Raw genomic sequence first — 23,233 nt, 5'->3', positions numbered from 1 at the left:
TAGCGCAGGACGTCAAAGCTTAAAGCCGTCAATGCTCATGACGCCGAAAGGATTGAATTTATACTCGTCTTCTTCGTACCGCTCGTCGTCGGTAAGGGTTGCGCGACGGTCCTTCAGGGTGGTTTCAACGCCGTCACGCGCCATTTGCCCGGCGATATCATCCATCAAGGCGGCGATCTTTAATTGCTCGGCGTTCGTTGATGGCTGATCTTCGTCTTTTTTGATGAAGCGCACCCGCACATCGGGCAAGCCGATCAGGTGAAACCCAATGCTGGTCATACCTTCGGCATCATCTCCTATGGGGCGGCGTGCGAAAGCCAGACGGCAGGTTCTGGCAAGCGCCATTCCATCATCGGCAGCAACTTCGCCACGCGACTGCTCGTAGAGCTGCTTCCAGCGCCTTGCTCCATGGGCGACGCCCGCACTTTCGCCTTTCACGGCGACAGCGCCGTTATCGAGCATATGCTGCACAAATCTGAGGGCGTTTACGGATGTCTTGACGGCTGTTTCTGCATCCATGGACGGGCCGAGCACATAAAGGACCGAGCCGTGTCCGGCCACCGCTTCTTCATCCTCCGACTGGTAGGCTTCCGGTTCGACGCGGTCCCAGCAGACATTGAAGGAACGTTGCATCCGGTCGTCCGGCTCATTCTGCGAGTAGTCTTCATCCAGGCTGAAATCCCCCGCAAAATCATCGACCGCGGCGCTGGCGCTCTTCTGGAGCGCCGCGAGGCCATTTTTTCCGCCGAGAAAACAAAGGACGTGTCGCGGCTGGTAGCTGGAGCGGGATACGGCGAAGGCAGGCGCCTTGCTTGATGCTGCGCTAAAAGATGGCCTTGCCAGCACAAGGCCGCCCAGAAATGCGAGAACTCCACGACGCTCTGAATTCATCCGACAACCCCGGTTTCCATCAACAGGATGACGGGTTTCTATACCCGGGCATGCAATTCAGGCTAGATGGCGTTCGGTATTTTCTGGCGTCGCAGTTCGCAAACCCGTCTCCTGCCTGATGGCATCGAGCCACCGGTGCAAACGCCGCGTCGTCTCGCTCGCTGCGTTACGGGCCATCCATCCGCCAGATCGGACGAGCGGCTTCATGCACCATATTGCTCATCCGTCACATGTTCCATCCAGTCCACCACCTTGCCGTCTTTCACCTCCTGAAGCGCAATATGGGTCATGGCGATATTGGGGGCGGCGCCATGCCAATGTCTCTCGCCCGGTGCGAACCAGACGATATCGCCGGGGCGAATCTCCTCCACCGGTCCACCCTCACGCTGCGCGCGGCCAAGGCCGGATACCACGATCAGGGTCTGGCCAAGGGGATGGGTGTGCCAGGCGGTGCGGGCGCCGGGTTCAAAGGTAACCTGGGCGCCCTGCACCCGCTCGGCATCGAAGGGGTTGAAGAGCGGATCAATGCGGACCATGCCGGTAAACCAGCCCTCCGGGCCTTTGGCGGATGCCCGTGTTCCCGAGCGCAATATTTCCATGGTCATTCTCCTGACGAGTCTCGTGCGGCGATTTGATGCGGGAATTCCTCTCTTGTCCACAGGGGAGTGAAAAGCCGATTGAACGGCCGACTATGGTAGGCACCGATTCCGGCAGGACCGTGCCGGAGGAAACGCAACGATCAACAGGTGCCGACAGTGTCCGCGAATATCGGGGCAATCAGGCCCGGCCGGCTTTCTCGATGAACCTGCGCACCAGCGGCAGATGGCGCCTTTCGGCAAGGCATGTCGCATATTCGTGGATGAGTTCGGTGGCGTCGCTGAGGCTTCGAGCTCCGAGGTGAAGGCGACATCGGCGTGAAATATGAGATCACAGGACCAGAATCGACAGATTTTCTCTTAATGCGTGAGAAGGACGCGGGTAAGCAGAAGGCCTTCGAAATGGCCAAAGCGGAAAGGAATATCCGTTCCTTTTCGCCATTTGCCGTTCAGGTCGGCGCTCAGTCGCAGGGCTCCCGAACCATTCTCATCGTAAGCGGACAATTCTGCCGCCTCGAAAAAGAAAAGCCGTCTGACCGTTGGATAAAGCGCCTTGAACAGGCTCTCCTTGGCCGAAAAAACCAACCCGGTCATGAATGGATCGATGACGTTGCCGAGGCTGTGAAGCTCATGTGCCGTCAGGGCCTGCGTTGCGATATCGTCGGCTTCCTCTTCGCTCAAAAGCTTCTCTATATCGATGCCGATGCCGAGAAACCGGCTGCCAACGCCGGCAAGGGCAATCGCCCGGTCGCCGCTGTGGGAAATCGCGCCGACCACGCCTTCAGGCCAGATCGGCGCACGATCTTCTCCCATCCCGGGAAATATTGCCTGCCCGGTGAGGCGGCGTATGGCTTCTGCGGCGCATCTGCGTCCCGCCAGAAACTCTGCCTTGCGTTTGGGCACCGCCCGCAGAAGCTGTGGCGGCAGGGAAGCGGCCATATCAGCGGCGGCTCCGCTGTCGGGACCGTAACGAAGGGTGAGGCAATGGCATTCGCCACTTTTATCCGGCCAGGGCCAGACGGCCTCCGGTGCATCGTCGAAAGCGGTTTCGTGGTGAGATGCCGGAACGATCACCATACTCTTTCCCTTGTTTTACCGGCCGATTCCGGCCGCAAACATCGCGCCGTCAGCCAGTGCCGGCTGCATCATCACCTGGCCAGCGTGACAGGAGGCGAGAAACAGCATCCTATCGGCCATATCATCCGGTCTTGCAATCCCCTTGCCAGGCGCGGGGAGCCTGGCGCTTCACGGTGCAGGCACAATTCGGGTCTCTTCAGCGAACCGGACTTTCGTTTGGGCATCCGAACTCGAAAAAAACAAAAGGCCTTCGAAGTGATCTCCGAAGGCCTGTTTTCTTGACGTAAACGATACGGGTAAGACCTCAGAAAAACGCCTGAATGCCCGTCTGCGCCCGGCCGAGGATCAGCGCGTGGACGTCGTGCGTGCCCTCATAGGTGTTGACCGTTTCCAGGTTCTGGGCATGGCGCATGACGTGATATTCGATCTGGATGCCGTTGCCGCCATGCATGTCGCGGGCCTGGCGAGCGATATCCAACGCCTTGCCACAATTGTTGCGCTTGACGATGGAGATCATTTCCGGCGCCATTTTATGCTCGTCCATCAGTCGGCCGACGCGCAGCGAAGCCTGAAGGCCAAGCGCGATTTCCGTCTGCATGTCAGCGAGCTTCTTCTGGTAAAGCTGTGTGCCGGCGAGCGGCTTGCCGAACTGCTTTCGGTCGAGGCCATATTGGCGGGCGCGGAACCAGCAATCTTCCGCAGCCCCCATTACGCCCCAGGAAATGCCGTAGCGGGCGCGGTTGAGGCAGCCGAACGGGCCTTTGAGCCCGGAGACATTCGGCAGCAGCGCGTCTTCGCCGACTTCCACGCCATCCATGACGATTTCGCCTGTTATGGAAGCGCGCAGCGAAAGCTTGCCGCCGATCTTGGGGGCGGAAAGGCCCTTCATGCCCTTTTCCAGCACGAAGCCGCGGATCTCATTGCCATGGGCTTCCGATTTCGCCCAGACCACGAAGACATCGGCGATCGGTGCGTTGGAAATCCACATTTTCGAACCGCGCAGGCGATAACCGCCCTCTATTTTCTCGGCGCGGGTCTTCATGCCACCCGGATCGGAGCCGGCATCCGGTTCGGTGAGGCCGAAACAGCCGATCAGCTCGCCGGAGACGAGGCCCGGCAGGTATTTCTTCTTCTGCTCATCCGAGCCGTAAGCGAAGATCGGGTGAATGACGAGCGAGGATTGCACGCTCATCATCGAGCGGTAACCGCTGTCGATCCGCTCCACCTCGCGGGCAACGAGACCATAGGCCACGTAGCTGGCATTGGCCGCGCCATATTCTTCCGGCAGGGTGACGCCAAGCAGGCCGGTGCGGCCCATCAGGCGGAAGAGTTCCGGCTCGGTGGTTTCGGAAAGATAGGCTTCCGAGATGCGCGGCAGCAGTTCGGATTTGCCGAAGGCCTCGGCACTGTCGCGGATCATCCGCTCATCATCGGTCAGTTGGTCTTCCAGCAGAAAAGGATCCTGCCAATTGAATGCTGCGCGTTCGCTCACTGTGTGCCTCCGGATTTGCTGGCCGGATTATTCGTATCCGAGCCCACGCGCGCAAGCCATGTTTACTCATTTTTGCATTACCTATAGTAATAGGTCATGACATCTCTCAGCCGCAAACTCCTGCCCTCCACCAGTGCGCTCGCCGCTTTCGATTCCGTTGCCCGGCTTGGCAGTTTTTCCGCTGCCGCCGATGAGCTGGCGCTAACGCAGGGCGCGATCAGCCGGCAGGTTATGTCACTGGAGGAACAGCTTGGGGTACGCCTTTTCGATCGCGGTGCGCGTGGCGTGGCGCTGACGGTGGAAGGCCGCACTTACGCAAAGTCCATCGCCTCGGCGCTTGGCGAAATACGCTCCGCCTCGCTGCAGATCATGACCAAAACGCATGGCAATACGCTGAACCTCGCCATGTTGCCCACCTTCGGCACGCGTTGGCTTTTGCCGCGCATCCCGGATTTTGTGGCGAACCATCCCGAGATCACCATCAATTTCGCCACCCGTATCGGCCAGTTTGATTTTGAGCGCGAGCAGCTGGATATGGCGATCCATATCGGCCAGGCCGATTGGCCGGGGGCGGAGAGCACCTTTCTCATGCATGAAATGGTCGCGCCGGTGTGCAGCCCGCAATTCCTCAGCGCCCACCCGGTGGAAAGGGGCGAGGATATAGCCGCCCTGCCGTTGCTGCACATGGCTTCGCGGCCAGGGGCTTGGGGACACTGGTTCGAAAGCCTGGGCCTGTCACTCGCTCTGCCGCAGGGCATGCGGTTCGAGCAGTTCTCCAGCGTGGCGCAGGCCTGTATCGCCGGGCTTGGCGTTGCGCTGATGCCGCTGTTCCTGATCGACAACGAGCTGAAATCCAAGCAGCTGGTCAAAGCCTTCGATCATCAGGCGAAAAGCCCCAGTTCCTATTATGCGGTGGCGCCGCTTTCGCGCGCCAATCACGTTCCGGTCGTCCTGTTTCGGGATTGGCTGGTGCGCCAGGTAGAGGCTTACCGCGCTGCCAGCACCCAGGCCCTATAAAAATAATCGCTCTTTTTTCGGGCATTTAACCTTCGTGCCCAGCTTTTCGCCGTAATTCGGCAGCGCAGGACTCGACAGCAGCCCGCGCCTCGCTTATCCTGATTAAACGTTTAATCAGCCTTCCCGGATCCTTTATGGCGTCGCCACGGCCTGCCACCAATCTGAGCGCGATAGCAGCGGCACTCGGCGTGTCGGTGGCAACGGTGTCCAATGCGCTATCCGGCAAGGGCCGCGTTTCACCCGATCTGGTGGAGCGTATCCGCAAGACGGCAAGCGAACTGGGTTACGTGCCGAGTTCCGCGGGCAGGGCGCTGCGCACCGGCAGATCGGGCGTTCTGGGGCTGGTACTGCCCGATATCGCCAACCCTCTCTTCCCGCAGATTGCCCAGGCCATTGAAAAGGCGGCCGTTACTGCTGGTTACGGCGTGCTGATCGCGGATGCGCGCGGCGAGATCGCCATGCAGACGGATGCCATCAACCGGCTGATCGAGCGCGGGGTGGATGGCATGGTGATCGTTCCACGCCGCGGCACGCGCATCTCCGATGTCGATTGCCCGGTCGCCGTCATCGACAGCCCGTCGACTCCAGGCAATACCGTCGCCGCCGACCATTGGGATGGCGGACGGCAGGTGGGTGACTATCTGGCAGGGCTTGGCCACCGCAAGGTGGTGCTGGTGGGTAAGAACCGCGATTCCAATGTGCAAAACGACCGTCTCGGTGGCATTCGTGATGGTCTCGGCAAGGCCTGTGTGACCCGGACGCTCTGGATCGATAGCCTCGAGGAGGCTGATGGTGCCGGCTGCCGGCTCGGACTTGCCGATCTGGTGGCGGAAGGTTTCACCGCCTTCGCCGCTATTTCCGACCTGCATGCACTGCGGGCGCTGACCGAATTGCAGCGCGAGGGCATCGAGGTGCCAGAGAAGGCAAGCGTCACCGGTTTCGACGATCTCATCTTTTCTGGCGTGGTCACGCCGCCGCTCACGACAATGCGCATGGATATGGGCCGCATAGCTGATCTCGCCGTGGCTGCCCTGCTGCGTGCGATAGAGGGCGCCACTGAAAATGGCATTGCCAGCGAAGTGACGGCGGATATTTCGAAAGTACCGATGGCGCTGATCATGCGCGGTTCCACCGGCAAGGCAAAGCATGATGCAATTGAAGCCAAAAAAACCACAGCAGGAGAACTCACACCATGAAAAAGATCATTCTTGCATCGGGCGCCGCCCTGATGCTGACGATGGGGGCCGCTGAGGCGCAGGACAAGACGCTGACGATATCGGTCTATGCCTTCGCGCAGGATGAATTCAAGGAACTGGTCTATACGCCGTTTGAGCAGAAATGCGGCTGCAAGCTGGTGGTCGAGACTGGCAACAGCGTCGAGCGTCTGGCCAAGATGGAGGCCAACAAGGCCAATCCGGTGGTCGATCTCGCCATCGTCTCCATGGCCGATGCGCTTTCGGCCACCCGCAAGGATCTGATCCAGAAAATCGACGCCTCCAAGGTTCCGAATATCGAAAACCTCTATGACATCGCCAAGGATCCGAATGGCGATGGCATGAGCGTCGGTGTCAATTTCTACGCCACTTCAATCGTTTACCGCACCGACAAGATGAAGATCGACAGCTGGGCCGATCTTTTGAAGGACGGCATTGTCGACCACGTCGCCTTCCCGAATGTCACCACCAATCAGGGCCCGCCGGCGCTTTACATGCTGGGCAAGGCCATCGGCAAAGATACGCCTGATCTTGCCGGTGCCATCGAGGCTGTCGGCGAAAAGAAGGACGAGATCGTCACTTTCTACGTCAAATCCTCGCAGCTGGTGCAGCTGATGCAGCAGGAAGAAATCTGGGCAGCGCCGATTGGCCGCTTCTCCTGGGCGCCCTTCACCAAGCTCGACCTGCCGCTTGCCTGGGCAACGCCCAAGGAAGGCCAGACCGGCGGAATGAACGTTCTTGTTGTGCCGAAGGGCACGAAGAACGAGGACCTTGCGCTGCAATTCATGGATTTCTGGCTCTCGACCGACGTTCAGAAGGCGCTCGCCGAAAAGCTGGTGGACAGCCCAACCAACAGGCAAGTCAAGGTCTCCGACGCGGTGGCGAACAACATCACCTATGGCGACGAAACCGCAAAGAGCCTGCAGCTCATTCCTTCCGACGTGACGCTTGATAACCGCGACAAGTGGCTGTCGGAGTGGAATGCCAAGGTCGGCCAGTAAGTAATTTCACCGTTTGGAATGGGGCATCGAAACGTCCGTGAGGACGGCTCCATTCCCGGAAAAGCGGTTCGGTCGTCCCCTGACCGCTTTTCCACCCTTTTGATCGTAGGCCGGCGCGCCTAGTGAACCCAATGGCACCAAGCTCAATGATTTCGTGTTTTGGCCCACCCTACACTCCCTCATTCCTGTGCTTGTCACAGGAATCCAGCCGACACGCGTCTGCGTGGCGGGATGAGTCTTTTCAGCCCAAAGACTTGGGCTGGCTGGATTCCTGTGACAAGCACAGGAATGAGGGAGGTGGTGATCGGCCTCAACTCTTGCTGCATTCGCCAAACTCCAACCACAGCCGGCGCACACCGTCGCTGCCGTTCAGGGAATAAACCCATGTTTCAGAACCGGGCCGAAGCGCTGGCGCTTGCCTTGCCCGCCGCGATTTTCGCGGCGGCGGTCTTTCTTGTGCCGGTCTTCATGCTTCTGTCGGAGGGCTTTCGCACCGCTGACGGCTGGACATTATCGGCCTATGCCGCCTTCTTTTCCGATCCGCTGAACCAGACGGTTTTCCTGCGTACGCTGAAGCTCGGCGCGCTTGTCACCGTCGTTTCGGCGGTGGTGGGCTATGCGGCGGCTTTCGCCATCGTTAACCTCTCGCAGGGAACGAAGGGCCATGTGGTCAATCTCGTCGTACTGCCGCTGATGATTTCGCCGGTTGCCCGCACCTATGCCTGGATCGTCATCCTCGGCAGAACCGGCATCGTTAATCAGGCGCTGCAGGCGGTCGGCTTAAGCGATGCGCCGATCCGCCTCCTGTTTTCCGAAACGGCCGTCTTCATCGGCCTTCTGCAACTCTTCCTGCCATTGATGATCATCTCGCTCATCAGCGCCTTGGAAAACATGCCGAAGGATACGATCGCGGCCGCCCGCGTGCTCGGCGCAAACTGGTTTCAGGTATTCTGGAAGGTCATTTTGCCGCTCACCAAGGAAGGATTGGTCGTCGGCGGTACGCTGGTCTTTACCGGTTCGCTCACGGCCTATATCACGCCTGCCATTCTCGGCGGTTCGAAGGTGTTGATGCTGGAAACCCTGCTTTACCAGCAGGTCACGGTTTCCAACAATTTCGTCGCCGCCAGCGTCATCGCCTTCATCCTGATCGTCATGAGCTTTGCCGCCAATATCCTCTTGAAGCGCATCGCCACCGCGAGGAACAAGAAATGACCCGGCAGCTCTTTATTCCGCTCACATTGCTGCTAGTCGTCGGTTTCCTGATCGGGCCGTTCCTCATCATCGTCGCGGCCTCGTTTTCGGCCGGCGATACGCTCGCCTTTCCGCCGCAGGGCTTTTCGCTGAAGTGGATCGCCAAGGTCTTCACGGTGGAAAGTTTTCGCGAAAGCTTTGCGATGTCGATGTTCCTCGCCATAGGCGGCACGTTTACGGCGCTCATTCTCGGCATTCCGGCTTCCTACGCCATGTCGCGCTACAAACTGCCCTTCGCAGAAACCGTACGCACGATCGTTTCCGCGCCGATCATAGTGCCAGGCATCATCGTGGGTCTCGCGCTGCTGCGTTATTTCGTCGTGCCTTTCGGCATCGGCATCACGCTTGCTTTGTTCCTGGCCCACACCGCGCTCATCCTGCCCTATGCGGTGCGCGTGGTGTCAGCCAGCCTCAACAATCTGCGCTCCGATATCGAGGAGGCGGCGGTGCTGCTCGGCTCGTCGCGTCTTGGCGCATTTTTCCGCGTTGTGCTGCCGAATATCCGCGGCGGCATCCTGTCGGCCTTCATTCTTGGTTTCGTGACGAGTTTCAACCAGGTGCCGGTGTCGCTGTTTCTGTCCGGCCCCGGTGTGCGCACGCTGCCCATCGACATGCTGGGCTATATGGAAATCGTCTTCGATCCTTCCGTGGCCGCCCTTTCCTCGCTGCTCGCTTTCCTTTCCATCGGCATCGTCTTCATGGCCGAACGTTTCCTGGGGTTCTCCCGTTATGTCTGACGCAAACTATCTTTCGCTCCAAAAAATCTCGCTCGCCTATGGCGGCAATGTCGCCGTCAAGGATCTCGATCTCGATATCCGCAAGGGCGAATTGCTCGCGCTTCTCGGACCATCAGGCTGCGGCAAGACTACGACGATGCGCGCCATTGCCGGGCTGATGCCGGTGGCGGGTGGGCGTATCGATCTCGATGGCGCGGATATTACCCGCGTTGCGGCCAACAAGCGCGCCGTCGGGCTGGTGTTCCAGTCCTACGCGCTCTTTCCGCATCTGACTGTCTATGAAAACGTCGCCTTCGGGCTGAAACTCAAGGGTATGAGCGGCCAGGCGCTGGAGGACAAGGTCGCCTCCGGCCTGAAATCCGTCGGACTTTCCAATTTCGCCTCCCGCAAGCCCGCAGAGCTTTCAGGCGGCCAGCAGCAGCGCGTGGCATTGGCCCGCTCGATGGTCATGGAGCCGAAAGTGTTGCTTCTCGATGAGCCGCTCTCCAATCTCGATGCCCGCCTGCGCCTTGAAATGCGCACCGAGTTGCAGCGCGTGCAGAAGGAAACCGGCGTGACGATGATTTTCGTCACCCATGACCAGATCGAGGCGCTCGCGCTTGCCGACCGCATTGTCGTCATGAAGGGTGGCAAGATTGAGCAGATCGGCACGCCGGAAGAAATTTATAACGCACCGGTTTCGTCCTTCGTGGCTGACTTCGTCGGATTCGAAAACATCTTCGCGCTGGAAGGCGGCGCGCTGAAAACCGCCAACGGCACAACACCGCTTCCCGGACCAGTCCGTTCAGCATCTGGACTGGCCTGGCGGCCGCGCATGGTTACCCTCGGTTCAGGCCCTTTTGAGGGAACCGTGCGCGGTACATCCTTTGCCGGGAACACCCGCGAATATCTGCTTGATACACCGCTCGGCCCCATCAAGGCGGAAACCGAAGCGACCCTTGCCGCCCACGCCATCGGTGATACGCTCGCCTTCGACCTGCCGGTCGACAAAGCGGCAAGCCTCAAGGTGTTCAACTGACCATGGGTGTATGGATCGATACCGATATGGGCTTTGACGATATCGCCGCCATCATGGTGGTGCAGTCGTCCGGTCTTGCGATTGACGGCATCTCGCTGGTCTTCGGCAATGCGACGCTGGAGGCGGTCTGCGGTAACGCCGCCGGTGCCGTCGCCGCTTTTGGCTGGTCGATGCCGATCCATCAGGGCCGCGCCATGCCGGTCCTCGGCGCGCTTGAAACCGCCCAGTCGATCCTCGGGGATAGCGGCATTCCGACCGCCGGCCAAAGCCTCCCGGATGCGCCGGCTCTGCCGAAAAGCGATGCCTTTGCAGCACTTTGCAACTGGCTGGAAGAGGAGGGCGAAAAGCGTATTCTCGCGCTCGGCCCCCTCACCAATATCGCCGCCCTGTGTCTCGCGCGCCCCGATCTTGCCGCCGGAATTTCCGACCTCACCTGGATGGGTGGCGGGCTTACTAGCGGCAACCACACGGCATCGGCCGAATTCAACGCCTTTGCCGATCCCGAGGCGCTGGCCATCGTTCTTTCCCACGGCCTGCCGCTGCGCATGGTCGACCTTGACGCCTGCCGCAAGGTCACGGCCTCGCCCGCCGATGTGCTGCCGATCCGCAATGCCGGTGGCAGGAATGCCGGCCTGATCGCCGATCTGCTTGATGGTTTCATCGGCATCGCCACCAGCCGTGGCAGACCCGCCATGGCGCTTTACGATCCCGTCGCCGCAGTCGGCTTCACCTCCGATCATCTTGGCTGGCAGCAGGCGCGCATCGATGTCGAACTCCATGCCTCGCTGACACGGGGAAGAACCGTGGTCGAGACACGCGCGGAAAAGGTGACCGATTTTAACGCCCGGTTTGCCGCGACCGTCAATGCCGAGGCTGCGAAGGTGGCCGTATTGGAAGCATTGCGCCGGGAGGCCGCCCGATGAGTGCGCAGTTCCCGACACGACAGCCAACCGATCTCAACGACGAGGCGCTGCGCACCCGCGCCGTTGCCGCCGCGCGGGGCGATCAGCCTTTTGATATTCTCATCAACGGTGGAACGCTGGTGGATGTCGTGACCGGCGAGCTTCGCGCCGCCGATATCGGCATTGTCGGCGCGCTGATCGCCAGCGTGCACGAACCGGCAAGTCGCAAAGATGCGGTCAAGATCATCGATGCGGGCGGGGCCTATGTCTCGCCGGGGCTGATCGACACGCATATGCATATCGAAAGCTCGATGATCACGCCGGCCGCCTATGCGGCGGCGGTGGTCGCCCGTGGCGTCACCACCATCGTCTGGGACCCGCATGAATTCAGCAATGTCCATGGTGTGGAAGGCGTGCGCTGGGCGGCGAAGTCTATCGAAAACCTGCCGCTGCGCGCCATTCTGCTCGCGCCGTCTTCCGTGCCGTCTGCACCCGGTCTGGAATCCAGCGGGGCGGATTTCGATGCTGCCATTCTCGCCGATATCCTGTCGTGGCCGCAGATTGGCGGCGTTGCGGAAATCATGAACATGCGCGGCGTCATTGAACGCGATCCGCGCATGAGCGGCATCGTGCAGGCCGGGCTTGTCTCGCAAAAGCTGCTCTGTGGCCATGCGCGTGGCCTGAAAGATGAGGATCTCAACGCCTTCATGGCGGCGGGCGTCTCCTCCGATCACGAGCTTGTCTCCGCTGAAGACCTTATGGCGAAGCTTAGGGCGGGGCTCACCATCGAGTTGCGCGGCTCGCATGACCATCTGCTGCCGGAATTCGTGGAAGCGTTGAATGCGCTGGGCCACCTGCCGCAGACGGTGACGCTCTGTACCGACGATGTTTTCCCCGACGATCTGCTGAAGGGCGGCGGCCTTGACGATGTGGTGCGCCGTCTTGTCGGTTACGGTCTGAGGCCCGAATGGGCGTTGCGTGCCGCCACCCTCAATGCCGCGCAACGGCTCTGCCGCCCCGATCTCGGCCTGATCGCTGCCGGTCGCCGTGCCGATATCGCCGTCTTCGAGGATTTGAGCGGCTTTTCAGCCCGTCATGTTCTCGCCAATGGCCAAGCCGTTGCGGCAGGTGGCCTTATGCTCGCCGATGTCCGGACCTGCGATGCGACAGCCCTCGAAGGCTCGATGAAGCTGCCGCTGCGCAAGGCCGATGATTTCCGGGTCGCCTCGCAAGGGGCAAAGGTCCGCCTCGCCACCATCGATCGCCCGCGTTTTACGCAGTGGGGCGAGGTGGAGGCCGACGTGAAAGACGGTTTCGTCGTTCCGCCTGAGGGTGCGACGATGATTTCCGTTACCCACCGTCACGGCAAGGCCGAGCCCGTCACGAAAACCGGCTTCCTCACCGGCTGGGGATGCTGGAACGGCGCCTTTGCCACCACCGTCTCGCATGACAGCCACAACCTCACCGTCTTCGGTGGCAATGCCGAAGACATGGCGCTGGCCGCCAATGCGGTGATAACGGCGGGTGGCGGCATGGCCGTCGCCTCTGATGGAAAGGTGGCTGCGCTTCTTCCCCTGCCGCTCTCCGGCCTCGTTTCCGATGCGCCGCTTGAAGAGGTGGCGAAGGCTTTTGAGGCATTGCGCGAAGCCGTGGGCAAGGTCGTTGAATGGCAGCCGCCCTATCTGGTCTTTAAGGCCTGTTTCGGCGCCACGCTCGCCTGCAATATCGGTCCGCACCAGACGGATATGGGCATTGCCGATGTTTTGTCGGGGAAGGTGATGGAAAGCCCTGTTATTGCGGTGCTAGGGTAAGCCAGAGCCGGACGTTGCCAAAAAATCGGTATATTGCTAAATCCAACCCCTGTTTACCTGCTGCTTTATATGGATGTTGAACATGGGTGCCTCGAAGTCATCAGATAAATAAGCCGCAACGACGATATTTCGTTGTTGCGGCGTTCTGTCGAGCATTCCCTGTTCCATCGGGCAGACGCCGCCAAATGTCCTCATTTGAGCGGATCAATTCTCATGTCTATTCAAACTCCCGTTTGGGGGAGATCGCTATTTGCGGCAATGCTGCTCATGGCTCCCTTTGATATTCTCGCCTCGCTGGCGATGGATATTTACCTGCCCGTTGTCCCCATAATGCCGGAAGCTCTCGGCACAACGCCGGTCATCATCCAGCTGACCCTCACCGTTTACATGGTGATGCTCGGCCTTGGCCAAATGGTGTTCGGCCCCATCTCGGACCGCATTGGCCGTCGGCCGGTTTTACTCGGCGGCGCCTTGCTGTTTATCGTGGCCTCGTTCTGCCTTGCGGCCGTGACAACGGCGAGTGCCTTCATCGTTTTCCGGTTTCTTCAGGCGGCGGGTGCGGCGGCGGCATTGGTTGCCACTTTCGCCACCGTTCGCGATGTCTATGCGGATCGGCCAGAAGCAACGACGATATATGGTACGTTCAGTTCCATTCTGGCATTCGTCCCGGCGCTCGGCCCGATTGTCGGAGCGGTCATCGCCAATGGATTGGGCTGGCGTGCCATTTTCGTAACCTTAGGCGTGGCAGCTCTCATTGCCATGGTTGCCGCCATGATCAACTGGAGCGAAACCCGACCCGTGACGGAAGAGATTTCGCGCCCATCACCCTTGCGCATGCTGGGCAGCGGTCGCTTCTGGACCTATACGCTTGGCTTCAGTGCTGCGATGGGGACGTTTTTCGTATTCTTCTCCACCGCTCCGCGCGTCATGATCGGCAGGGCAGGTCTCTCCGAGGTGGAGTTCAGCCTGGCTTTCGCAACGGTGGCAATCGCCATGTTCGTCACCACCCGTTTTGCGAAGTTTTTCGTCGCCAGATGGCGGGTGCAGGGCAGTCTCGTCAGGGGCATGTCCCTGTTGCTGGTGGGGGCGTTTCTGTTCGCGGCCGGTGAAGTCGCGGCAGGTCCGTCATTTCTGACGTTCATCGTGCCGATGTGGGTCATGGCGGTCGGGATCGTTTTTACAGTCTCTGTCACCGCCAATGGCGCGCTGGAGGAGTTCGGGCATATGGCGGGAACCGCCGTCGCCTTCTATTTCTGCATTCAAAGTCTGTGTGTGGGAATAGCGGGCACGCTGGCGGTTGTCGTCCTGCCGGGTGATACGGCATGGCCGGTGATCGCCTATGCGTCGGCCATGGCCTGCCTTGTCCTGACGGCACTGTATTTGCTGAACCGCCGGAACATCTGAGAAAAAAACCGGGCGGTGCGTCTGTCGCTGCCCGGCTTTTCACATTCGGGAATGCAGAAAACGGCTTACCGCCTTACCCTGCCGCCAGTTCTTGCTCCACCAGCGTTGCCCAGAAGGCGACGCCAGGAACGAGTGCCGCATCGTTGAAGTCGTAGGAGGTGTTGTGGTGCAGCGCGCCGTCCACCGCCGGACCGTTGCCGAGCCAGACGTAACAGCCGGGAGCTTCGCCTGCAAAGAACGCGAAGTCGTCGCCCGCCGTCGAGGGCGGGAAGGTGGTGCGTGCCTTGTTTCCAAACACGGTCTTGGCGGCGCGGAGCGCCCGTTTCGTTGCATCGGCATCGTTGATGACGGGCGGGATGCGGCGGATGAACTCATAACTTGCTTCGATGCCGAACATCGCCGCCGTGCCCTTGGCGAGCCGGCCAATTTCCGCTTCCAGCTGGTTGCGCACCTCAGGTGCATAGGCGCGGGCCGTACCGCCGATCTCGACCAGATCGGGAATGACGTTGAGCGCCTTGGGGTCGCCCGCCTGCACCGAGCAGGCGCTGACGACGGCAGGTTGCAGCGGATCAACCACCCGGCCGACGATGCTTTGCAGCGAGGAGAGGAAGGTGCCCGCCGCCGTCACCGGGTCGCGGCCGAGATGCGGCTTGGCGCCATGGGTGCCGATGCCCCTGAAAGTGACGCGCCAACTATCGGAAGAGGCGAGCTGCGGACCTTCTACCACCGCCATTTCGTCAATGCCCAGCCCCGGCATGTTGTGCAGGCCATAGACCGCATCGCAGTGAAACAGGTCGAAAAGACCGTCCTCGACCATTTTTTTCGCGCCGCCGCGGCCTTCTTCGGCCGGTTGGAAGATGAAGTGCACGGTGCCGGAAAAATCACGGGTGCTGGCAAGATAACGCGCAGCACCGAGCAGCAGGGCGGTGTGGCCATCATGGCCGCAGGCATGCATCTTGCCGGGAAATTTCGATTTATAGGGTCTTTCGGCAAGTTCGGGCATGGCCAGCGCATCCATGTCGGCACGAAGGCCGATGCTGCGCGTGCCGTTGCCCACCTGCAACGTGCCGACGACGCCGGTGCCGCCGAGACCGCGATGCACCTTCAGCCCGGCGCGCTCGAGAAGATCGGCGACGATGGCGCTCGTTCTCTCCTCTTCGAACCCCAGTTCCGGATGCGCGTGCAGATCATGACGGAGTTCCGTCAGGAATGGCAGGTCCTCGCCGATCCGGTCCAGCAGTCTCATGGGAAGCTTGTCCTTGAATGTGGGAAAAACCCGCGTCATAGGTGGGTTTGTCCAAATGCCTGTTGCTATTTTCTCTTCTACCGGAAAAAGCCAATGAAATGAACCCGCAGCGTCTCTGTGGTTGTTAAAATGACAAATGTGCCGAACGGGATTGGTGTGGCGGAAACAATGTTCGCCTTGCTGCGCCATCCCGGTCCTGAAAGGAGAACCGATGCCGTCACCAGCATCGCCCGCCATCGCCCAGTCCCCCGCCGCGCCGCACGAGTTCTGGCAGGACATGCTTCCGCCCGGCACCTTTGGAACGGCAGGTCCACATTCCACCTTCTTTCCGGCGGAACTGGATGATGGAAGGCAGATCTGCCTGCCCATCCGGCCGCTTGCGGATGGTAAGCATGCGCTGGCATCGCTTATCGTCAATCAGGCTTCCTTCGAGGTGCTGGAGGCGCTGGCGGCTGATCTCGCCGCCCGGCTCGCGCCCTTTAGCCCGGATATCGTGATCGGCCTGCCAACGCTAGGCCTGACGCTCGCCGCCGCCGTTGCCCGCCATCTCGGTCACTCCCGTTACGTGCCGCTCGGTACTTCGCGCAAGTTCTGGTATCTGGATGAGCTGTCGGTGCCGATGTCCTCCATCACCACAAGGCAAGAAAAACGGCTTTATATCGATCCGCGTATGCTGCCCTTGATCGAGGGCCGGCGGGTGGCGCTGGTGGATGATGTCATCTCCAGCGGTAGTTCCATCATATCAGGCCTTTCGCTTCTCGCCGCCTCTGGCATCCGGCCGGTGGTGATCGGCGCAGCCATGCTGCAATCGGATCGCTGGCGGGAAAAAATCGCCGCTTTCGGCCCGGAATGGCCGGAGCGAGTGAGGGGCGTTTTCACCACGCCGCTACTGACAAAAGCGGAAGGCGGCTGGCGCGCTTGACGAAGCGCAGGTTCCGGCAAAAGGCAAGTGGTGATAATTTCACCGGTGCCTAATTTCCGTCTTGCGAAGCTCCGGGAGATCGTCCTAAGATCATCTTCGACAGACAATAGCGGTCGGCGAATAATGCGCCGGTTTGCTTTCGCGCGGTGTCATCCCGGCGTCTGCCCGTCCGTTTTGTTCTTTCCGATGACTGGAATTTCTTCCCATGCATGCAGTGTTTGACGGTCATAATGATGTGCTGCTTCGGTTGTGGCGCAACAGCAAGGCCGGTGCCGATCCCGTGGCCGAATTCAAGAACGGCACGCGCGAAGGTCATATCGATGGTCCGCGCGCACGGGCGGGTGGTCTCGGCGGCGGCATCTGCGCCATTTATATTCCCTCCGGCGATCTGATCCTGCAGGAACCTAACGCGCAAGGCCATTATGACACGCCGCTCGCTGCGCCGCTGGAGCGCTTGCCTTCCCTCGATATTGCCATGGAAAAGGCGGCGATTGCGCTGAGGCTCGATCGCGCCGGTGCCTGGCGGCTCTGCCGCTCCACGGCTGACATCCGCAAGGCCTTTGCCGAGGATATCTTCGCTGCCGTACTGCACATGGAAGGCTGCGAGGCGATCGGCGCCGATCTCGACGCGCTGGAAGTATTCTATGCCGCCGGCCTGCGCTCGATCGGCCCGGTGTGGAGTCGGCACAATATTTTCGGCCATGGCGTTCCCTTCTCTTTCCCCATGTCGCCCGATACGGCCCCCGGTCTTACCGATGCCGGGTTTGCGCTGGTGAAGGAATGCAATCGCCTCGGCATTCTCATTGATCTCGCCCATATCACCGAAAAAGGCTTCTGGGATGTGGCGAAGACCACCAACCAGCCGCTGATCGCCAGCCATTCCAATGCGCATGCGCTCACTCCGGTCGCCCGTAATCTCACCGACAAGCAGATGGATGCTATCAAGGAAAGCGGCGGGCTGGTCGGCCTCAACTACGCCGTGACCATGCTGCGTGCCGATGCGCGTGATATCGCCGATACGCCGCTCTCAGATATGGTGCGCCACATCGACTATATGGTCGAGCGTATGGGGATCGATTGTGTGGCGCTCGGGTCGGATTTCGACGGCGCGACGGTACCGGTTGGTATTGCTGATGCCAGCGGCAACCACAATCTGGTTGCGGCGCTGAAATCGGCGGGCTACGGTGATGGAGAACTTGCTAAAATATGCCGGGAAAACTGGCTGCGCGTTTTGTCTGAGGCCTGGCACGAAGCGGCCTGATAAACAGTTTAAGCGAACCAAATCAATCTCATAACAAAAGGGGAGATCCTATGATCAAATCGCTCAACAAATCCATGCGTATCCTTAGCACCAGCGCTGCTCTGTCGCTGATGATGCTGTCTGCGCCGCATGCTTTTGCAGCCACGCCGGCCGATACGCTGGTGGAAGGTTTCGCCATCGACGACATCATCACGCTCGATCCGGGTGAGGCTTTCGAACTCTCCGCTGCGGAAGTTACCGGCAACACCTATAGCAAGCTGGTTTCCATCGATCTCAACGATACCTCCAAGGTCGTCGGTGATCTCGCCGAAAGCTGGACGACCTCCGAGGATGGCCTGACCTATACGTTCAAGCTGAAATCCGGGCTGAAATTCGCCTCCGGCAATCCGGTCACGGCTGATGACGTTGCCTTCTCCTTCGAACGCGCCGTCAAGCTCGACAAGTCGCCCGCATTCCTTTTGACGCAGTTCGGCCTCAAGGGTGACAACGTCACCGAAAAGGCGAAGGCAACAGACGCGAGCACCTTCGTTCTGACGGTTGATAAGCCCTACGCGCCGAGCTTCGTGCTGAACGTGCTCACCGCAACCGTCGCTTCGGTGGTTGACAAGAAGTTCGTCACCGAAAAGGCGAAGTCGGTCACGCCGAGCGCCGATTACAAATACGACACGGATTTCGGCAACGAGTTCCTGAAGACCGGTTATGCCGGTTCCGGCCCCTACAAAATCCTTGGCTGGAAGGCCAACGAAGCCGTCATTCTGGAGGCCAACCCAAACTATTACGGTGAGAAGCCGAAGCTGAAGCGCGTCGTCTATCGCCATATGAAGGAAAGCTCCGGCCAGCGTCTCGCGCTTGAAAACGGCGATATCGATGTTGCCCGTAACCTTGAGCCCGGCGACATGGAAGCCGTTTCCAAGAAGGAAGGCCTTGCCGTCACCTCCGCGCCCAAGGGCACCGTTTATTATTTCAGCCTCAACCAGAAGAACGAGAACCTGAAGAAGCCCGAAGTCGTCGAAGCCTTCAAATATCTCGTTGACTACGACGCGATCGGCGCGACCATCATCAAGGGCATCGGCGAAGTCCACCAGACCTTCCTGCCGAAGGGCCAGCTGGGCGCGCTCGATGAGAACCCCTACAAGCTCGACGTCGCCAAGGCCAAGGAACTTCTCGCCAAGGCCGGCCTGAAGGACGGCTTCACGGTGACCATGGATGTTCGCAACACCCAACCGGTGACGGGCATTGCCGAAAGCGTGCAGCAGACGCTGGCACAGGCCGGCATCAAGCTCGAAATCATCCCCGGCGACGGTAAGCAGACGCTGACCAAATATCGCGCCCGCACGCATGACATCTACATCGGCCAGTGGGGTTCGGACTACTTCGACCCGAACTCGAATGCGGAAACCTTCACCATCAACTACGACAATTCGGATGAAGGCAAGAACAAGACGCTGGCCTGGCGCAACGCCTGGGACGTTCCTGAGCTGACCAAGGAAACGCAATCGGCGCTTCTGGAAAAGGACAATGCCAAGCGCGCGGCGATCTACCAGAACCTGCAGAAGGAAGTCCTGGCGAAGGGTCCCTTCGTCATCATCTTCCAGCAGACGGAAGTGGCGGGTTATTCCGCCAAGCTCAAGGGCCTGAAGCTCGGACCGAGCTTCGACACCAACTACGTCTATCCGATCTCCAAGGAATGATCCGGAAGGATCGGTCTCTTGAGCATCGTTGAAGCAAACAGCCGGGCGAGGCAGGGCAAACGCCGTGCCAACGCCCGCGCGAAGGCCATTCTCGGCTTCGTCGTCACCGTCATCACCACCTTTCTGGGGCTGATGGCGGTCACATTTTTCATTGGCCGCGTGGTGCCGATCGATCCCGCACTAGCGATCGTCGGCGACCGCGCGCCTGCGCATGTGGTCGAGCGCGTCCGTGAGCAGCTCGGCCTCAACCTGCCGCTCTGGCAGCAGTTTTTCATCTATCTGAAGCAGGCGCTTTCGGGTGATTTCGGCACCTCCGTCCTCACCACCAATCCTGTGATGGAGGATATCAAGCGGGTGTTCCCGGCGACGATCGAACTTGCCACGATCGGCACGATCATCGGCGCCGTCTTCGGCATTCCGCTCGGTGTTCTCGCGGCCGTCAAGCGCGGCAGCTTTGCCGATCAGGTGGTGCGTGTCATCGGCCTCATCGGCTATTCCGTGCCGATCTTCTGGCTCGGCCTGCTGGCGTTGCTGGTGTTTTACGCCCGGCTGCAATGGGTGGCCTATCCCGGGCGAATGGATATCGTCTATGAATTCACCTTCACGCCGGTCACGGGCTTCTTCCTGATCGACGCGCTCTGGCAACGGCAATGGGACGTGTTGTGGGATCTCTTCCGCCACATCATCCTTCCGGCCTCTCTGCTCGGTTATTTCTCGCTGGCCTATATCAGCCGCATGACGCGCTCCTTCATGCTGAACGAGCTCGCCCAGGAATATGTCGTTGCGGCCCGCGCCAAGGGGCTTTCGGAAACGCGTATCATCTGGTTCCACGCACTGCGCAATGCCGCGGTGCCGCTGGTAACCGTGATTGCGCTCTCCTATGCCGGCCTGCTGGAAGGTTCGGTGTTGACCGAAACCATCTTCGCCTGGCCGGGGCTTGGGCTCTACATCACCAATTCCCTGCAGAATGCGGATATGAACGCCGTTCTCGGCGGCACGATCGTGATCGGCGCCATCTTCGTCGGCATCAATCTCTTCTCCGATCTGCTTTACCGGACGCTCGATCCAAGGACGCGCAGCCGATGACGATTTCGACCGATACACTCAAACCCTATAGCCGCGAATGGCTGCTTTCCGACCGGCCGGCCTCGCGCAGGCAGGCAAGGCTTGGCCGCGCCTATGTCATCTGGCGGCGCTTTTCGGAAAACCGGCTGGCGCTGCTCGGCCTTGGCATCATCATCGCGCTGCTGTTCGTGGCGATTTTTGCCAATGTGCTCGCGCCACATAACCCGGTGCAGGGCGATCTGCGCAATGCCCGGCTTCTGCCGCCCGGCACTGCCGGTTATCTGCTTGGAACCGACGATCAGGGCCGTGATATTCTCTCGCGCCTCATCCACGGTTCGCGGCTGACCCTGTTTGTCGTGCTGTTGGTGGCCATCATCGCCGCACCCATCGGGCTCATCGTCGGCACCGTTTCGGGTTATGCCGGCGGCTGGGTGGATGCAGTCCTGATGCGCATCACCGATATCTTCCTCGCCTTCCCCAAACTGGTTCTTGCGTTGGCACTGGTTGCGGCGCTGGGGCCGGGTATTGAAAATGCGGTACTCGCCATCGCGGTCACCTCATGGCCGCCCTATGCGCGCATCGCGCGTGCCGAAACCATGACCTTCCGCAATTCCGATTTCATCGCGGCCGTGAAGCTCATGGGCGCCTCGCCCTTCCGCATTGTGCTCAAACACGTCATGCCGCTTTGCATGTCGTCGCTGATCGTGCGTGTCACGCTCGATATGGCGGGCATCATCCTGACCGCCGCAGGCCTCGGCTTCCTTGGTCTTGGCGCACAGCCGCCGCTGCCGGAATGGGGCGCCATGATCGCGTCGGGCCGACGCTTCATTCTCGATCAATGGTGGGTGGCTGCCATGCCGGGTATTGCGATCCTGATCGTCAGCCTCGGTTTCAACCTTTTAGGCGACGGTCTGCGCGATGCGCTTGATCCCAAGGAGGCGGGCCAATGAGTGCGTATCTTCTGACGGTTGAGAACCTGCGCGTTTCCTTCCCAACCCGCACCGGGTTGGTGGAGGCGGTGCGTGGCGTATCCTTCACGCTGGGGCGCGAGCGCCTCGGCATCGTCGGCGAATCCGGCTCCGGAAAGTCGCAGACTGGCCGCGCCATCATGGGTCTGACGCCGAAAAATGCCCGGATCGAGGCCGATACGCTGCGTTTCGGCGATATCGACCTGCTCAAGGCATCGGCAAAAGAGCGACGGCTCATGCGCGGCAAGCGTATGGCCATGATCCTGCAGGATCCGAAATATTCGCTGAACCCGGTCATGACAATCGGCCGCCAGATCATGGAAACGCTGCGTACCCACGAAAAGATTGGCTCCGGCGAAGCGCGCCAGCGCACGCTTGCCATGCTTGAAGCCGTGCAGATCCGTGACCCCGAACGGGTCTTCGATCTCTATCCGCATGAGGTTTCCGGCGGCATGGGCCAGCGCGTCATGATCGCCATGATGCTGGTCTGCGGCCCGGAATTGCTAATCGCCGACGAACCGACCTCGGCGCTCGATGTGACGGTGCAGCTGGAAGTGCTCGACATTCTCGACAAGCTGGTGCGCGATCGTGGGATGGGGCTGATCTTCGTCAGCCACGATCTCCGGCTCGTCTCCTCCTTCTGCGACCGTGTTCTCGTCATGTATGCCGGCAAGGTGGTGGAGGAGCTTGCTTCCGCCAACCTCAAGGAAGCGAAACATCCCTATACGCAGGGCCTGTTGAACTGTCTGCCGCAGATCGGCGGCCATCGGCATCCGCTGCCCGTTCTGGAACGCAAGCCGGAGTGGCGCGCATGAGCACAGTTCTTTCCATCAGAGACATGGTGGTGGATTTCGACGGTTACATCGCGCTCGACAGCGTCAGCCTCGATGTTGCCGAGGGTGAATCCTTCGGTATCGTCGGTGAATCCGGTTCCGGCAAGTCGACCCTTCTACGCGCCATCGCCGGACTCAACCATTTCGATGAAGGCTCACTGATGGTGGCGGGGCGCTCCTATTCCGGCAGGCACCGCGACAAGAGCTTTTACCGCGATGTGCAGATGGTGTTTCAGGACCCATACGGTTCGCTGCACCCGCGGCAAACGGTGGATGCGTTGCTGCTCGAGCCGCTCGTCATCCACGGTCTCGACAATCGCGAACAGCGCATTGCCCGCGCTCTGGATGAAGTCGGCCTCGGTTCTGGTTTCCGCTTCCGTTATTCACACCAGCTGTCCGGCGGACAGCGCCAGCGCATTGCCATTGCCCGTGCGCTGATCGTTGAACCAAAGATCCTGCTGCTCGATGAGCCGACCTCGGCGCTCGATGCGTCCATTCAAGCCGAAATCCTGAACCTTCTCGAACAGGCCCGGAAGGATCGTAACCTCACCTTCGTCATGGTCAGCCACGATCTCGGCGTCATCAGCCACATGTGCGACCGCCTGGCGGTGATGAAAAGCGGCAAGGTGGTGGAAATGCTGGAGGCCGAGGCGCTGGAAAGCCGCGAATTCAGCGCGGATTATACGAGGCAGCTGCTGGTGGCTAGCGAGGGTTTCAAGCGCGCGTAATAGCGTGAGGGTGCGGGCCGTTTCTTCTCTCTGAGGGGGAGAAGAAACAAGCGGCGAGCTTTGCTTTCACGAGCGATGTTTCCGGGTGAAGTATTCTCTCGCGACGCT

Annotated in this window: 21 protein-coding genes; 16 read left to right on the top strand and 5 right to left on the bottom strand. The window is 60.2% G+C overall.

The genetic code is table 11. From position 1 onward, the window contains the following. Window positions 1-12 precede the first annotated feature (12 nt). The 4 genes from ACFVTJ_RS22715 to ACFVTJ_RS22700 all read right to left on the bottom strand — a co-directional run bounded on the left by ACFVTJ_RS22715 (window position 13) and on the right by ACFVTJ_RS22700 (window position 4,056). Window positions 13-891, bottom strand: a complete 879-nt coding sequence (locus ACFVTJ_RS22715; protein ID WP_386910832.1) for a hypothetical protein — start codon at window positions 889-891, stop codon at window positions 13-15. Between the two features lie 203 nt (window positions 892-1,094). Further along, window positions 1,095-1,490 (bottom strand): cupin domain-containing protein, encoded by a 396-nt coding sequence (locus tag ACFVTJ_RS22710; protein WP_386910831.1) that lies wholly within the window; start codon window positions 1,488-1,490, stop codon window positions 1,095-1,097. Window positions 1,491-1,847: 357 nt separating this feature from the next. After that, the gene (locus ACFVTJ_RS22705) at window positions 1,848-2,564 is read right to left on the bottom strand and encodes a 4'-phosphopantetheinyl transferase (protein ID WP_386910830.1); all 717 of its coding nucleotides are present in this window, start codon (window positions 2,562-2,564) and stop codon (window positions 1,848-1,850) included. Between the two features lie 304 nt (window positions 2,565-2,868). Then, window positions 2,869-4,056 carry an acyl-CoA dehydrogenase gene (locus ACFVTJ_RS22700; RefSeq protein WP_386910829.1) on the bottom strand — a complete coding sequence of 396 codons (1,188 nt, stop codon included), beginning with the start codon at window positions 4,054-4,056 and terminating at the stop codon, window positions 2,869-2,871. Between the two features lie 96 nt (window positions 4,057-4,152). Here ACFVTJ_RS22700 and ACFVTJ_RS22695 point away from each other — a divergent pair, with 96 nt between their 5' ends. The 9 genes from ACFVTJ_RS22695 (at window position 4,153) to cml (ending at window position 14,411) form a co-directional block, all read left to right on the top strand. Next, window positions 4,153-5,073, top strand: a complete 921-nt coding sequence (locus tag ACFVTJ_RS22695) for a LysR family transcriptional regulator (RefSeq protein ID WP_386910828.1) — start codon at window positions 4,153-4,155, stop codon at window positions 5,071-5,073. Between the two features lie 134 nt (window positions 5,074-5,207). Next, window positions 5,208-6,269 carry a LacI family DNA-binding transcriptional regulator gene (locus tag ACFVTJ_RS22690; protein WP_386910827.1) on the top strand — a complete coding sequence of 354 codons (1,062 nt, stop codon included), beginning with the start codon at window positions 5,208-5,210 and terminating at the stop codon, window positions 6,267-6,269. Continuing rightward, window positions 6,266-7,288 (top strand): ABC transporter substrate-binding protein, encoded by a 1,023-nt coding sequence (locus ACFVTJ_RS22685; RefSeq protein ID WP_386910826.1) that lies wholly within the window; start codon window positions 6,266-6,268, stop codon window positions 7,286-7,288. The genes ACFVTJ_RS22690 and ACFVTJ_RS22685 overlap by 4 nt, the downstream gene beginning before the upstream one ends. A gap of 384 nt (window positions 7,289-7,672) precedes the next feature. Continuing rightward, entirely contained in the window at window positions 7,673-8,500 is an 828-nt protein-coding gene (locus tag ACFVTJ_RS22680; protein ID WP_386910825.1) for an ABC transporter permease, read from the top strand. Beyond that, entirely contained in the window at window positions 8,497-9,276 is a 780-nt protein-coding gene (locus ACFVTJ_RS22675; protein ID WP_006315562.1) for an ABC transporter permease, read from the top strand. The genes ACFVTJ_RS22680 and ACFVTJ_RS22675 overlap by 4 nt, the downstream gene beginning before the upstream one ends. Next, window positions 9,269-10,294 (top strand): ABC transporter ATP-binding protein, encoded by a 1,026-nt coding sequence (locus ACFVTJ_RS22670; protein ID WP_386910824.1) that lies wholly within the window; start codon window positions 9,269-9,271, stop codon window positions 10,292-10,294. Before ACFVTJ_RS22675 ends, ACFVTJ_RS22670 begins: the two co-directional genes overlap by 8 nt. 2 nt (window positions 10,295-10,296) lie before the next feature. After that, window positions 10,297-11,217, top strand: coding sequence for a nucleoside hydrolase (locus tag ACFVTJ_RS22665; protein ID WP_386910823.1), 921 nt, complete (start codon window positions 10,297-10,299; stop codon window positions 11,215-11,217). Next, window positions 11,214-13,007, top strand: a complete 1,794-nt coding sequence (locus ACFVTJ_RS22660; RefSeq protein ID WP_386910822.1) for an adenine deaminase — start codon at window positions 11,214-11,216, stop codon at window positions 13,005-13,007. Before ACFVTJ_RS22665 ends, ACFVTJ_RS22660 begins: the two co-directional genes overlap by 4 nt. 213 nt (window positions 13,008-13,220) lie before the next feature. Beyond that, window positions 13,221-14,411 carry a CmlA/FloR family chloramphenicol efflux MFS transporter gene (gene cml, locus ACFVTJ_RS22655; RefSeq protein ID WP_386910821.1) on the top strand — a complete coding sequence of 397 codons (1,191 nt, stop codon included), beginning with the start codon at window positions 13,221-13,223 and terminating at the stop codon, window positions 14,409-14,411. A gap of 73 nt (window positions 14,412-14,484) precedes the next feature. Here the strand turns inward: cml and ACFVTJ_RS22650 are convergent, their stop codons facing one another. Further along, on the bottom strand, window positions 14,485-15,657 hold the full coding sequence (locus tag ACFVTJ_RS22650) for a M20 aminoacylase family protein (protein WP_386910820.1): 1,173 nt from the start codon (window positions 15,655-15,657) through the stop codon (window positions 14,485-14,487). 211 nt (window positions 15,658-15,868) lie between these two features. Between ACFVTJ_RS22650 and ACFVTJ_RS22645 the strand changes: the two genes are divergently transcribed. The 7 genes from ACFVTJ_RS22645 to ACFVTJ_RS22615 all read left to right on the top strand — a co-directional run bounded on the left by ACFVTJ_RS22645 (window position 15,869) and on the right by ACFVTJ_RS22615 (window position 23,125). Continuing rightward, window positions 15,869-16,579: a phosphoribosyltransferase gene (locus ACFVTJ_RS22645; RefSeq protein WP_386910819.1), complete on the top strand. Its 711-nt coding sequence runs from the start codon at window positions 15,869-15,871 to the stop codon at window positions 16,577-16,579. A 205-nt stretch (window positions 16,580-16,784) separates the two neighbouring features. After that, on the top strand, window positions 16,785-17,840 hold the full coding sequence (locus ACFVTJ_RS22640; protein WP_386910818.1) for a dipeptidase: 1,056 nt from the start codon (window positions 16,785-16,787) through the stop codon (window positions 17,838-17,840). Between the two features lie 50 nt (window positions 17,841-17,890). Further along, window positions 17,891-19,531, top strand: coding sequence for an ABC transporter substrate-binding protein (locus tag ACFVTJ_RS22635; protein WP_386910817.1), 1,641 nt, complete (start codon window positions 17,891-17,893; stop codon window positions 19,529-19,531). Window positions 19,532-19,549: 18 nt separating this feature from the next. After that, on the top strand, window positions 19,550-20,617 hold the full coding sequence (locus ACFVTJ_RS22630) for an ABC transporter permease (RefSeq protein ID WP_386910816.1): 1,068 nt from the start codon (window positions 19,550-19,552) through the stop codon (window positions 20,615-20,617). After that, window positions 20,614-21,546: an ABC transporter permease gene (locus ACFVTJ_RS22625; protein WP_004445289.1), complete on the top strand. Its 933-nt coding sequence runs from the start codon at window positions 20,614-20,616 to the stop codon at window positions 21,544-21,546. The genes ACFVTJ_RS22630 and ACFVTJ_RS22625 overlap by 4 nt, the downstream gene beginning before the upstream one ends. Beyond that, window positions 21,543-22,379, top strand: coding sequence for an ABC transporter ATP-binding protein (locus ACFVTJ_RS22620; protein ID WP_386910815.1), 837 nt, complete (start codon window positions 21,543-21,545; stop codon window positions 22,377-22,379). The genes ACFVTJ_RS22625 and ACFVTJ_RS22620 overlap by 4 nt, the downstream gene beginning before the upstream one ends. Then, on the top strand, window positions 22,376-23,125 hold the full coding sequence (locus ACFVTJ_RS22615) for an ABC transporter ATP-binding protein (protein WP_386910814.1): 750 nt from the start codon (window positions 22,376-22,378) through the stop codon (window positions 23,123-23,125). Before ACFVTJ_RS22620 ends, ACFVTJ_RS22615 begins: the two co-directional genes overlap by 4 nt. Window positions 23,126-23,233: the final 108 nt, after the last annotated feature.

The sequence above is a fragment of the Agrobacterium sp. NPDC058088 genome (genome assembly GCF_042885035.1).
Lineage (GTDB): Bacteria > Pseudomonadota > Alphaproteobacteria > Rhizobiales > Rhizobiaceae > Agrobacterium.
This window is presented reverse-complemented; position numbering and strand designations above follow the sequence as displayed.